Origin of the sequence: Caulobacter sp. 1776 (genome assembly GCF_040545685.1) — a bacterium.
In the GTDB taxonomy this organism is placed as follows: Bacteria; Pseudomonadota; Alphaproteobacteria; order Caulobacterales; family Caulobacteraceae; genus Caulobacter.
In genome coordinates this window covers 303063-315704 of sequence record NZ_JBEPMI010000001.1, presented here as the reverse complement: position 1 = coordinate 315704, position 12642 = coordinate 303063, and the positions used below count along the sequence as shown (strand labels likewise).

11 protein-coding genes are annotated in these 12642 nt (G+C 68.6%); 8 read left to right on the top strand and 3 right to left on the bottom strand.

Translation table 11 applies throughout. The features are described from left to right. Window positions 1-121 precede the first annotated feature (121 nt). From ABIC66_RS01300 to ABIC66_RS01265, 8 genes are all read left to right on the top strand, one after another. Window positions 122-913: an ABC transporter permease gene (locus ABIC66_RS01300; protein WP_354067480.1), complete on the top strand. Its 792-nt coding sequence runs from the start codon at window positions 122-124 to the stop codon at window positions 911-913. Window positions 914-923: 10 nt separating this feature from the next. Then, on the top strand, window positions 924-1676 hold the full coding sequence (locus ABIC66_RS01295; protein WP_354067478.1) for an ABC transporter ATP-binding protein: 753 nt from the start codon (window positions 924-926) through the stop codon (window positions 1674-1676). Further along, on the top strand, window positions 1673-2593 hold the full coding sequence (locus ABIC66_RS01290) for a class I SAM-dependent methyltransferase (RefSeq protein WP_354067476.1): 921 nt from the start codon (window positions 1673-1675) through the stop codon (window positions 2591-2593). The genes ABIC66_RS01295 and ABIC66_RS01290 overlap by 4 nt, the downstream gene beginning before the upstream one ends. Further along, window positions 2590-5049 (top strand): glycoside hydrolase family 99-like domain-containing protein, encoded by a 2460-nt coding sequence (locus tag ABIC66_RS01285; RefSeq protein WP_354067475.1) that lies wholly within the window; start codon window positions 2590-2592, stop codon window positions 5047-5049. Before ABIC66_RS01290 ends, ABIC66_RS01285 begins: the two co-directional genes overlap by 4 nt. Beyond that, window positions 5046-6284 carry a glycosyltransferase family 61 protein gene (locus ABIC66_RS01280; protein ID WP_354067473.1) on the top strand — a complete coding sequence of 413 codons (1239 nt, stop codon included), beginning with the start codon at window positions 5046-5048 and terminating at the stop codon, window positions 6282-6284. The genes ABIC66_RS01285 and ABIC66_RS01280 overlap by 4 nt, the downstream gene beginning before the upstream one ends. 3 nt (window positions 6285-6287) lie before the next feature. Further along, window positions 6288-7463 (top strand): glycosyltransferase family 61 protein, encoded by a 1176-nt coding sequence (locus tag ABIC66_RS01275; protein WP_354067471.1) that lies wholly within the window; start codon window positions 6288-6290, stop codon window positions 7461-7463. Continuing rightward, entirely contained in the window at window positions 7460-8557 is a 1098-nt protein-coding gene (locus tag ABIC66_RS01270; protein WP_354067469.1) for an esterase-like activity of phytase family protein, read from the top strand. The genes ABIC66_RS01275 and ABIC66_RS01270 overlap by 4 nt, the downstream gene beginning before the upstream one ends. 127 nt (window positions 8558-8684) lie before the next feature. Next, window positions 8685-9587 (top strand): LysR family transcriptional regulator, encoded by a 903-nt coding sequence (locus ABIC66_RS01265; protein WP_354067468.1) that lies wholly within the window; start codon window positions 8685-8687, stop codon window positions 9585-9587. Here the strand turns inward: ABIC66_RS01265 and ABIC66_RS01260 are convergent. The 3 genes from ABIC66_RS01260 to ABIC66_RS01250 form a co-directional block, all read right to left on the bottom strand. Beyond that, window positions 9584-9943, bottom strand: a complete 360-nt coding sequence (locus tag ABIC66_RS01260; protein ID WP_354067466.1) for a response regulator — start codon at window positions 9941-9943, stop codon at window positions 9584-9586. The two genes, ABIC66_RS01265 and ABIC66_RS01260, sit on opposite strands and share 4 nt — an antisense overlap. Next, the gene (locus ABIC66_RS01255) at window positions 9940-11085 is read right to left on the bottom strand and encodes a sensor histidine kinase (protein WP_354067464.1); all 1146 of its coding nucleotides are present in this window, start codon (window positions 11083-11085) and stop codon (window positions 9940-9942) included. Before ABIC66_RS01255 ends, ABIC66_RS01260 begins: the two co-directional genes overlap by 4 nt. Before the next feature lie 208 nt (window positions 11086-11293). Next, window positions 11294-12562, bottom strand: a complete 1269-nt coding sequence (locus ABIC66_RS01250) for a dicarboxylate/amino acid:cation symporter (RefSeq protein WP_354068343.1) — start codon at window positions 12560-12562, stop codon at window positions 11294-11296. Window positions 12563-12642: the final 80 nt, after the last annotated feature.

The window sequence follows — 12642 nt, the reverse complement described above, 5'->3', positions numbered from 1 at the left end:
CAGGTCGAGCGCGAGTTGGGAAACCCGCGCTCGACGACCGTCCAAAGCAATTGTCGCGCGGCCCGGGGCTCTGTAAGCAGGCGCCTTGCTGGTCGCCGCGAGGCGCTAAGGAAGGTCGCGAATGCCGAGTCCCTTGATGGCGGCGCTAAAGGATGTGGGAGACGGGATCCGTCTCGCGCCCCTGTGGTGGCGGCTCGGCCTGGACCAGACGGCGTCGCGCTTCCAGCGTTCGATCCTGGGTCCGTTCTGGATGGCCTGCAACCTGCTGGTCGTCGCCTTCGCCCTGGCTTTCCTGGTCAGCGCCCTGATGGGCGCGGACATCATGGGGAGCTATCCGCAGGTGGTGGCCGGCCTATTGGCCTGGTCACTGGTCGGAACCGCCATGGCCGAGGCCCAGGCGATCTTCCTCTACAATGCCGGCCTGATGCAGAGCCAGCGCCTGCCTTTGACCTTCTATGTCTTCCTGCACGCCCAGAAGGCCGCGACGAACTTCCTGTTCCAGCTGATCGCCTTCTGGACGATGATGCTGCTGCTCCACAGATTTTCGGTTCCGCATTGGACGCTGATCCCCGCGCTGATCGTGATCCTGCTGATCGTTTGCATTCAGGGCTTCATCATCGCCATTCCCTCGACGCGTTTCCGCGACGTGGCGTACATGATGAGCTACGTGGTCCAGTTGCTATTCTATGTGACGCCCGTGTTCTGGACGGCCGACCATCTGAGCCCCAAGGCGCGCAGGATGGTCGAACTCAATCCATTCGCCCATCAGGTCGAGTTGCTGCGCGCGCCGCTGACCGGCCATGCTCCGGCCATGATCGACTGGTGGTGGACGCTGGGCACGACCGGCGTCTTGGCGGTGGTCGCGCTGACGCTGCTGGCCATGTTCCGCAAGCGCGTGGTCTTCTGGCTGTAGGAGCAGGGCGATGACGCACCGGATCAAGCTGACGAACGTCGACCTCGACTACTTCGTCTACAGCCTACGCTCGCAGTCGCTGCGCAGCGCCGTGTTCAACCTGGCGGTCGGCGGCAAGATGTACAAGGCCGCCGGCGACGTCGCCGCGGTCAAGGCGCTGTCGGACATCAACCTCGAGATCGTCGAAGGCGACCGCATCGCCCTCGTCGGCCACAACGGCTCGGGCAAGACCACCCTGCTGAAGGTGATCGCCGGCATCTATTCGCCGACGCGCGGCGAGCTGGAGATCGACGGCGACATCACCTCGATGATCGCCATCAACGCCGGCATCGACATGGAGGCCACCGGCCTTCGCAACATCCACAAGCTGGGTCTGATGCGCCGCCTGTCGCGCAAGGTGATCGACAGCCGCGTGGATGCGATCGCCGAGTTCTCGGGCCTTGGCGACTTCCTGCACCTGCCGGTCCGCACCTATTCGGCCGGCATGCTGGCGCGCCTGATGTTCTCGGTCGCCACCGAGTTCGAGGCCGACATCCTGGTGCTGGACGAGTGGCTCAGCGCCGGCGACGCGGCCTTCGTGCAGAAGGCCGGTCAGCGCATGCACCGGATGGTCGAGGACGCCAAGATCATGGTCATGGCCACCCACGACCACGATCTGGTCCGCCGCGTCTGCAACCGTGTCTGTGAGCTGCAGGCTGGCCGCATCGTCTTCCTCGGCTCGACCGAGGACTGGTTGGCCCACCGGGAATCCCAAGTCGCATGAACGCCCCCGCCCGCCTGCTCGCCCACGAAGACGTCCAGGGCGATGGCTCCGACGCCTGGATCGCGCGCCTGAAGCGCTCGGTCGCCGAGCGCGCCCAGGACGGTCTGGTGTTCCCGGACTTCCCGTCGCCTGAGATCCAGCGGCAATTCGTCGGCTCGGCCTATGAGGACGCGCTTGACGAGGCCGGTAAGTTCTACGCCTTCGCCCAGGAGAGCATGGGCGACCGCGCCTACAAGCGGTCCAGCGGCAAGGGTTATCTGGACTTCGGCTGCGGCTGGGGGCGGATCGGTCGCTTCTTCCTGCGCGACTTCCAGGCCGAGGATATGGTCGGGGTCGACATCGATCCGGGCATGGTCGCCTTCTGCGCCAGCGCCAACCTGCCGGGACGGTTCGAGACCATCGTCAACGGCCAGCCGCTGCCGTTCGCGGACGGGGCTTTCCGCCTGATCACCGCCTATTCGGTGTTCACTCACCTGCCGCCGCCGCTGTTCCGCGCTTGGCTGGCCGAACTGCTGCGCGTGCTGGCTCCGGGCGGCCAGCTGGTGTTCACGGTTGAGCCGCCGCGCTTTCTCGACATGGTCGAGGCCATCCGGCCGGATTCGGACAACGCTTGGATGGCGGCGCTGTCGGTCTTCAAGGATCGCCTGCCGCAGCTGCGCGCCGATCTCGCCAACGAGGGCATCGCCTACCTGCCGTCGGGCGGTGGCGACTACCGCGGACCGGACGTCTATGGCGAGACGGCGGTCACCGCCAAGTTCGTGGCCAAACAGGCCGCGCCGTACGGCGGCGAGGTGGTGCGCTACGTCGACGATCCGGCGCGCTTCTGGCAGGCGGCGGTGGTCATCCGCAAGCGCGACCCCAACGCGCCGCGTGGCTTCCTCGCGCGGCTGATGGCCCGCCTCTCGGGCAAGGCATGACGGCCGGCCTGCCAACTGGCCTGAAGCCCGGCCGCGATGTCGCGGTTCAGGGCCTCGACGCCGAGGGCCGGACGGTCCTGGCGGCGGCTGGCGGCGACCCGCAGATGATCTGGACCCCAACCCGCGCCGAGCGGACGGGTCTGCGCGCGGCCAAGGCCGTGCGGATCGATCTCAAGCTCGAGGCCGTCGACGGCCAGCTGGTCGGTCCGGCCCTCTACGCCGACTGGGGTGACGGTTTTTCGGAGGACTCCTACACCCGCTTGAAGGCCGGCCCGGACGGCTGGTTCGCCTCGCTGCCGGCCCGCAGCTGGCAGCTGACCGGCGTGCGCCTGGATCCGTCGGAAGGCGCGTGCACGTTCACCGTCGCGGACTTCAAGGTCACGCGCATCGGCGACCTGGGCAAGGATCCGCGCGGCCTGAAGGGCGCGGCGATCCAGGCGATCAAGCCGCTGCTGGGGCCGCTGCGCAAGCCGGCTGGCGCGGTCTGGCGGCGAGGACGCGCCGCGTTGGGCCGGACGCGGGCGACGCGTCCGAGCGGCGGCGACACGGGTCCTTTGCGCGCCGCCTACACCCACGCGATACAAGTCTCGAAGAACCTGCGTAGCCCGCACTATGCCGCCCCGATCGCCGCGCCGATCGTCCTGCCGGCCGAGGCGCCGAAGGTGGTGGCCTTCTACCTGCCCCAGTTTCATCCGTTCCCGGAGAACGACGCCTGGTGGGGCAAGGGCTTCACCGAGTGGACCAATGTCTCCAAGGCCCAGCCGCAGTTCCTGGGCCACTATCAGCCGCGCCTGCCGGCCGATCTCGGCTTCTATGACCTTCGCCAGCGCGAGGTGATCGCCCAGCAGATCGACCTGGCCAAGGGGGCGGGCGTCCACGCCTTCTGCTTCCACTACTACTGGTTCGCCGGCAAACGGCTGCTGGAAAGGCCGATCGAGCTCTTCCTGGCCGACCCGACCCTGGACCTGCCGTTCGCCCTCTGCTGGGCCAACGAGAACTGGACCCGGCGCTGGGATGGCGACGAGAGCGACATCTTGATGGGCCAGGACCACTCGCCGGAGGACGACGAGGCCGTGTTCGAGGACATGGCCCGCTACATTCGCGATCCGCGCTACCTGAAGGTCGGCGGCAAGCCTGTGCTGGTGCTGTATCGCCCGGAGATCCTGCCGGATTCCAAGGCCACCACCGACCGCTGGCGGGCGCAGGCGCGGGCCATGGGCGTCGGCGAGCTGCATTTGCTGTGCACCACGGCCTTCGGTTTCCAGGACCATGCCGGCCACGGCTTCGACGGGATCATCGACTTCCCGCCGCACGCCATCGTCGAGGGCGAGATCACCAAGTCGGTGACGCCGCTGCACCCGAACTTCACCGGCAAGGTCTACGATTACCCGACCGTGGTTCAGCACAAGCTGGACGAGCTCTCCCAGGCCGGCGCCGCCTTCGTGCCGGGCGTGATGCCGGGCTGGGACAACCAGGCCCGCAAGCCCTGGGCCGGCCACGCCTTCCACGGCGCCGATCCGGAGAGCTATCTGCATTGGCTGTCGGGCGCCCTGAAGCACGCGGACACAAAGCATCCCGAGGGCCAGGGGCTGGTCTTCGTCAATGCCTGGAACGAGTGGGGCGAGGGCGCCTATCTGGAGCCCGACCGCTGGTTCGGCCACGGCTATCTGCACGCGACCCGCACCGCGCTCGGCGCCTATCTGCCGCGGCTGACCGACGCGCACCCGCTGGTCGCCGAGGCCCAGGCGGGGTTCGCCAAGCGCGCCGAGGCGGTGACCTTGCTGCATCTGTTCTATCCGGAACTGATCGACTGGTTCGCCGAGCGCCTGGCCGCGACCGCCGACGTGCTGGACCTGATGATCACCGTGCCCGAAACCTGGAGCGAGACGGATCTGGCCCGGGTTCGCGCCGCCCTTCCGACCGCGCATCTGGCCATCGCCGAGAACCGCGGGCGTGACATCCGACCGTTCGTCGAAGCCCTGCGCCGGGCGCGGGCCCTGGGCTATTCGGTGTTCTGCAAGCTGCACTCCAAGCGCTCACCGCACCGCGCCAAGGGCGACCAGTGGCGGGCCGAGCTGGTCGACGGCCTGCTGGGTGGCGAGGCGGCGGCCCTGGCCCTGCGCGCCTTCGCCCAGGATCCGAAACTGGGCCTGCTGGCCTCGTCGGAGGCGCGGATGCGGATCGGCGATCCGGACGTCATGGACAACAACCGCGCCACCGTGGATCGGCTCGCGGCCCGCATGGGCCTCAAGCCGCGGCCCGAAACGCCGTTCGCGGCCGGCTCGATGTTCTGGGGACGTACGGAAGCGTTCGCGCCGCTGTCCGACCTGACCGACGCCGAGATCGGCTTCGAGCCCGAACTGGGCCGCGTCGATGGCACGACGGCCCACGCGATCGAGCGGCTGACCGCCGCCATCGTCGCCCGCGCCGGCTACCGCGCGAGTTTCGAGCTGTGAGCAGGCTGACCCGCCTTGTCGGCCGGGTGGGCCGCAAGCTGAAGACCTTGGTTCCAGAGGCCCCGCCGCCAGAGGGTGTCCCGCTGACGGTCGTGGAGGAGGCCCAGACCCTGGTCCGCGTCGCCGATCCGTTGGCGGGGGCGCCGAATGTGATCGGGCCGGTGGTCGAGGCCGCGATCCTCGGCGACGCCGAGGCGCGCGCCTCGCTCGAGGGCAAGAGCGGCGGGGTCGATGTCCCGGGCTGGGCGGACGGCGCCGGCGGCGCCCTGCGCTCGGCCGTCGACCTGGCGCGGGTCAAGGACGTCTGGCATGCGCCGGCCTTCGGGGCGGTGTTCGACGATGCCGGGCAGGTCTTCAGGAGCACGGTGCACGAGGCGCTGTACCTGACCCCGACCCTGGCGGCCCTGCCGCACACGCGACGCGAGGGCGAGGTCACCGTGTTCTCAGCCCCGGCCGAGGCGCCGATCATCCCGCGCGCCACGGTGTTCATGGCCTGGGGCGGCCTGCACAACTACGGCCACTTCCTGATCGACTGCCTGCCGGCCTTGTTGGCGGCCGAGCATGCTGGGGCGCTGGAGGCCTTCCCGGCCGTCAGCCCGCCGCTGCTGCCCTGGCAGGCAGAGCTCCTGACCCTGCTGCTGGGCGCCGACGCGCCGATGCCAACGGTGATCGACGCCCCCGTGGCGCGTCTGGATGAGGCGGTATTCGCCACGCCCATGGATCACTTCCTGCATGCGCCCGGCCCGCCGCTGGACGCCGTGCGCGAGCGGATCCTGGCCGCCGCGGCGGTTCCGTACGACCCGGGCGCGCCGAAGCGGATCTATGTCAGCCGTCTAGGCTCGCTGAAGCGGGTGCTGGTCAACGAGGCCGAACTGGAAGCGGCGCTGGAAGCGCGAGGCTTCATGATCGTCCGGCCCGAGGCCTGGTCGATCCGCGACCAAATCGCCCTGTTCAACCGCGCCGACGTGGTCGTCGCCCCCGCCGGCGCGGCCATGGCCAACATCCTGTTCTGCAAGCCCGGAACCAAGGTCTTCGAAATCCAGCCCAGCAATTTCATCGGCGTGTGGGTGCGCAACATCGCCCTGCTGGTCGGCGTCGATTGGCGCGCCTTCTTCGCGCCGTCGCCGCTGAGCGAGACCGAGATCGTGATGGAAGGCGAGCTTCGTCCGGCCTCGGAGTTCCGCTGGCGGCTGGATCTGCCCGGGTTCCTGACCTTCCTGGACGGCGGCCTCTAGGCCGTGGTCGCCTCGGTCGACATCTCGGCCAGCGAGCGGGTCTCGATGGGCGAGGCCTTGGGCGGCGCGCACCGCGCGGCGCGTGTCCTGTTGATGGGCTCCAGCGGCCCGATCCCGCCGCGCCCGATGCTGTGGCCCTGCGCCGGCGACCTGCTGAACGCGCTGCACGACCAACAAGGCCTGGTCGCGCCCGAGATCGACCTGCTGGTCGCCCACCGCGTCGTCGCGGGCGGGCCCGGCGCGCATCTCAAACTGGACAGTCGATACGTCTATGCCGAGGGGGCTTACCCCTTCTACATCCGACACTGGTACGACAACGCCATCACGCCGGAGGCCTGGACCTTCGACGCGCCGATCCGCGTGAGCCTGCCGCGGGCCTTCGTGATCACCCACTTCAACTACGTCTGGGGTCACTGGCTGACCGAGATGTATCCCAAGCTGTTCCTGATCCGCGCCCTGCTGGCGGCCGGCGTCGTCGCGCCGCTGCTGCTGCCAGCCAGCGCGCCGGCCTATATGAGCCGCATCGCGCGGTTGATCGTTCCGGACCTGGAGATCGTCACGTACAACTCCCAGCGCGAGGCCGTGGAGGTCGGAACGGTCCTGTTGCCGCACATGCTGCACACGGACTACCGGTTCCACGACTTCCTGCGCTGGAGCCTGGAGCGCGAGGCTCTGGCCTGGCCCCGGTCCGGCGCCGTCGACAAGGTGTTCGTCAGCCGCGCGGGCGTCCGCACGCCCCAATCGTTCCGCGAGATGGAGAACGAGGCCGAGATCGAGGGGATCGCCGAGGACCTAGGCCTGACCCTGCTGCGGCCCGAGACCTTGCCCTGGGAGGAGCAGGCGCGGATCTTCTCGCGCGCCCGCGTCGTGGCCGGCGAGTTCGGCTCGGGTCTGCACAACGCCCTGCTGTCACCGGCCGGTTGCCAGGTTGTATCGCTGAACTGGCTGGTCGAGGTGCAGTCGCGGATCGGCAACTTCCGTCGCCATGACGTCGGCTACATCCTGCCTGCCGATGGTCGCCCCCGCCTGCATGCGATCGAGCAGCAGGCCCAGCCGTTCTCGATCGATCCCGCTGAATTCCGCCGCAAGCTCGGCCTCGCCGTGGAGCGCGCCGGAGCGGGGGTGGCCATGGCCGGCTGGGACGACGCACCGATCGTCGTCCCGGAACTGCGGCTATGAGGGGGGTCCTGTTCGCCGCCCTGCTGCTGGCGACGCCGGCGGTCGCCAAGGAGCGCGTATCGCTGATCAAGGCCTGCGAGACGCCCAAGGGTGTCGTCTTCGAGGGCGGTGGCTATGGCGGTATTTCGGGCATCGACCACGATCCGCGCTCGGGTCTCTGGGCGTTCATCAGCGACGACAAGTCCGAGCACGGGCCGTCGCACATTTTCCTGGGCCGCCTCGATGTCCGTCCGACCAAGCCCTGCGGGCCGACACTGGAAAAGATGATCCCGCTGCGGCGCGAGGACGGAGCGACGTTCCCGGATCGCAAGGCCGGGACCGAGGCGGCGGACGGGGAGTCGGTCCGCTTCGATCCCCAAATCCGAGAAGAGGAGCGCCAGGACCTCGTCTGGTCGACCGAAGGCGATTTCGACCACGGCTATCCGCCAGCGGTTCGGCGCATGAAGGCCGACGGAACGCCGGTGGCCCGGATCGTGGTCCCCGACGCCCTGACCTTCCATGCGGGCGGCAGGACCGGGGCGCGCAAGAACGCCACGACCGAGGGCTTAGCCTGGTCCGTGGACGGACGATCCTTGTGGCTATCGATGGAAGGGCCGCTGGTCCAGGACGGCCCGATCCCCTCGGTGGCCGAGGGCGGCCTCGTCCGACTGACCCGGCTGGATCGCGCGGGCAAGCCGCTGGCCCAGTACGCCTACCGCATCGATCCCGTCCAGGCCGCCTCGCCGGTCGGAGTCGGCGACAATGGGGTCAGCGAGATCCTGGCCCTGGACGACCATCGCCTGCTGGTGCTGGAGCGGTCTGGGATCAAGGGCGCGGACGGCCGCTACGGCTATCACGTCCGCCTCTACCTGGCCGACCTAGCCAAGGCCCAGAGCATCTCGAAGGTCGAGAGCTTGGCGGCGACTTCGGTCCGGCCGGCGGAAAAGCGCCTGCTGCTGAACTTCGATAGCCTGGGGATCCGGATCGACAATCTGGAAGCGATGGCCTGGGGCCCGCGCCTGAAGGACGGAACACGCACCCTGGTCCTGGCTTCGGACGACAACTACGACGCCAACCAGACGAACCAGATCCTGGTCCTGCGGTTCGAACGCTAGAGCGTGGCGACTTTTCGATCGCTCGGGCCGACTCTGGGCGAAATCGCGACGGAGGAACCATCTGGACCCCGATCTTCGATGAGATGATCATCGCACTTGTCGTCGAGTCGGTGAGTGAATTTCAGCAATGCGGCCCATTTCCCCCGCCGACCTCGCCAGCTTCCTGGCCATCGCGCGCCACAAGAGCTTCCGTCGCGCCGCCGACGAGCTGGGCTGCACGCCTTCGGCTCTCAGTCACGCCTTGCGCGGCATCGAGGAGCGCCTGGACCTGCGCCTGGTCAACCGCACCACCCGCAGCGTGGCCCTGACCGAGGCTGGCGAGCGCCTGTTCAGCCGGGTGGCGCCGGCCTTCCGCGACATCGGCGACGCGCTGGACGACCTCAACAACTTCCGCGGCCAGCCGATGGGCACGCTGCGCTTCAACGCCTCGCGCGGCGCGGCCCAGCTGATCCTCCTCCCAGCGGTGATCCGGTTCATGGCGCTCCAGCCCGGCGTGAAGGTCGAGATCATCGTCGACGGCGCCCTGGTCGACATGGTGGCCGAGGGCTGCGACGCCGGGGTGCGGTTCGGCGAGACCATCGCCCAGGACATGGTCGCCGTGCCGATCGGCGGCCGCCAGCGCACCGCCATCGTCGCCTCGCCGGCTTTCTTCGAGCGCCATGCCAAGCCGGTCACGCCCGAACAGCTGAAGGACCTGCCCTGCGTGCCCTTCCGCTTCGCCAGCGGCCGTCAATATGCCTGGGAGTTCGAACGCGACGGGGTCGAGCTGAACATCGAGGTCGACGGCCCTCTGATCTTGAATGACCAGGAGCTGTCGATCCAGGCGGCGCTGGACGGTGTCGGTCTGGCTTTCGCGTTCGAGGACCAGGTCGCCGACCTGATCGCGGCGGGCAAGCTTGTTCGGGTGCTGGAGGATTGGTGCCCCTATTACGGCGGCTTCTACCTCTACTATCCCAGCCGCCGCCGCGCGCCGGCGCCGTTGCGAGCCTTCGTCGATTTCCTGCGAGAGGGCGGCGACGGAGCGAGCTAGTCAGCCCGGAACTTGCCGATCGCCAGCCGCAGCGCGCCGACATTGATCGGCTTGGCTAGCACCTCGATGCTCTCGAAGCCCTGGCGCGGCAGGTCGCCATAGCCGGTGGCGAACACGAAGGGCACGCCGCGCTCGCGCAGTTCCTCGGCGACCGGGAACACCATCTCGCCGCCGATATTGACGTCCAGCACCGCGCCATCGGGGGCCGGTTCGCCGCTACCCAGCCAGGCCAGAGCGTCGGTCACAGCGCCGAACGAGCCGGCGACCTCGCAGCCGAGGTCTCCGAGCATGTCCTCGACCATCATGGCCACCAGCGCCTCGTCCTCGACGATCATCACCTTGCTGGGCGGCTTCATGCGGCGAGACTCATCCTTTGCGAAAGCGGGGCGCGCAGGGTGTAGACCACGCCCTGCGGCGTGAAGTCGAGGCTGGCCTTGCCGCTCAGGTCGCGAGCCAGGCCGCGCTCGATCATCTGGCTTCCGAAGCCGCGGCGCTCGGGCGGGCCGGCGACGGCCGGGCCGTTGATCTCCCGCCAAGTCAGGGTCAGCGCCGGCGGTGTGGCGGCCTCGTCGACCGTCCAGCGGATCACCACGCGGCCCTCGGGCGTCGACAGGGCGCCGTGCTTGGCCGCGTTCACCGCCAGCTCGTGCAGGGTCATGTGCACCGAGACCGAGGTCTCGGCGCTGAAGGTCACGGCCGGACCGACGATGTCGAAGCGATCGGCCAGGTCGGGGCTGAACGGCGCTAGGGCCTTGTCCAGTATGTCGTGGAATTCGGCGCGGCCCCAGGCGCGGCGGGTCAGCAGTTCGTGGGCCTGCGACAACGCCAGGATCCGGTTCTCGAACACCTCGGCGAACGCTTCGGGGGAGGGGCTGGCGCGCAGGGTTTGGCGCGAGATCGACTGGACGATGGCCAGGGTGTTCTTCACCCGGTGGTCAAGCTCCTGCAGCAGGAAGGTCCCGTGCTGGCGGGAATCCACCAGGCTGTCGTGCAGGCGGCCGCTTTCCAGGGCCGAGGCGGTGGCGCGGGCCATGACCTGCAGCTTCTGAACGACCTCGGGCGAGGGCGTGTGCGACTTGGCCCAATAGGCGCCGATCGCGGCGACGGGATCCTCCATTCGCACCGGCGTCATCACCAGGCTTTTGACGAAGGTCGGCCGGTAGGCGTCGTGCGGGATGCGGTCGTCCAGATAGATGTCGGGGATCACCACCGTCTGGCGGTTCAGCATCGCCCAGCCGGAGATGCAGGCGGTCAGCGGAAAGCGCTTGCCTTTCCACAGCGGGCCGATCGCGTCCTCGTCGAAGTACCAGCACTGATCGTTGTCACGCAGCACGAAGGCCACGCCGTCGGCCCCGGAGATCCGCCGCGCCGCCTTGCGGACGACGTCGGCCACCTCGGCGATGGTGCGGGTCGCGGACAGCGCCTCGATCGTTTCGATCAGCGTCAGGAGACCGGTATCGGACGGGTTGATCTCGTCTCGGGGCGCTAGATCCAACATTCCTCGAACATCGCACGTCGGTGTATTTGAAACCCTAACATGCGGACGGCGCCGGACAAGCGCGGCCACCATGGCGAGATGCGCGCGATCGCACATGCGCGAGGGTTGAGTAGGGGGCGCGGCGGGGCGCCGGCCAAACGGCCCGGACGGGCGTCCGGCCAGCGAACGCCGATGGCGCAAGGGTTCGGCGCGCCATCGGTCCCAAAAATCAGGCGGCGGCGGGCTCGACCGGCGCGGTCTCGCCGCGCAGGACGCGCGTCAAACGGTCGCGGTCCAGAGCGCCTTCCCACCGCGCCACCACCAGGGTGGCGACGCCGTTGCCGACCAGATTGGTCAGGGCCCGGCATTCGCTCATGAAGCGATCGACGCCGACCAGCACGGCCAGGGCCGCGATCGGGATGTCGGGCACGACCGCCAGGGTCGCGGCCAGGGTGATGAAGCCCGCCCCGGTGACTCCGCTGGCCCCCTTCGAGGTCAGCATGGCCACGCCCAGCAGGGCCAGCTCCTGCCCCAGCGAGATAGGGGTGTTGGTCGCCTGGGCCAGGAACAGCGTGGCCAGGGTCATGTAGATATTGGTGCCGTCGAGGTTGAAGCTGTAGCCGGTCGGGATCACCAGCCCGACCACCGAACGCCGTGCGCCGGCGTTCTCCAGCTTCTCCATCATCTGCGGCAGCACCGACTCCGACGAGCTGGTGCCCAGCACGATCAGCAGCTCCTCGCGGATATAGGCCAGGAACCGCAAGATCGAGAAGCCGCTGGCCCAGGCGATCGCGCCCAGCACCACCAGCACGAACAGCAGCGAGGTGATGTAGAAGGTCGCCACCAGCGCGCCCAGCTGCACCAGCGCACCGACCCCGTACTTGCCGATCGTGAAGCCCATGGCCCCGAACGCGCCCAGCGGGGCCAGGCGGACCACCACGTGAATGACGCCGAAGAACAGTTTGGCGGCGTCCTCCAGCACATTGGCGACCTTGTCGCCGAAATCGCCCAGCCGGGTGCAGGCGAAGCCCGTCAGGATGGCGACGACCAGCACCTGCAGCAGGTTGCCCTCGGAAAAGGCGCCGAAGAAGGTGTCGGGGATCAGGTGCAGCAGATAGGCGACCAGGCCCTCGCCGTGCTGGGCCTTGGCGAGATAGCCGGCGGCGATCGACGGATCGAGGGTCTTGGGATCGATGTTGAAACCCGCTCCTGGCTTTAGGATGCGGCCGACCACCAGGCCTAGGGCCAGCGCCACGGTCGAGACGACCTCGAAATAGACCAGCGCCTTCACGCCCACCCGGCCGAACGCCTTGATGTCGCCCATCCGGGCGATGCCGCCGGCCACGGTGCAGAAGATCACCGGCGCGATGACCAGCTTGATCAGCTTGATGAAGCCGTCGCCCAGCGGCTTCACCGCCACCCCGACCTTGGGCCATAGCGCGCCCACCAGCACCCCCAGGGCGATGGCGATCAGGACCTGGACATAGATCGATTTCAGATGCCGCATCGCGTTGGCCCCCCGCTTCGCGCAAGCTGTTCCGGTGGGGTTCGCACGCCCGCCATCTTGCGCTATTGACC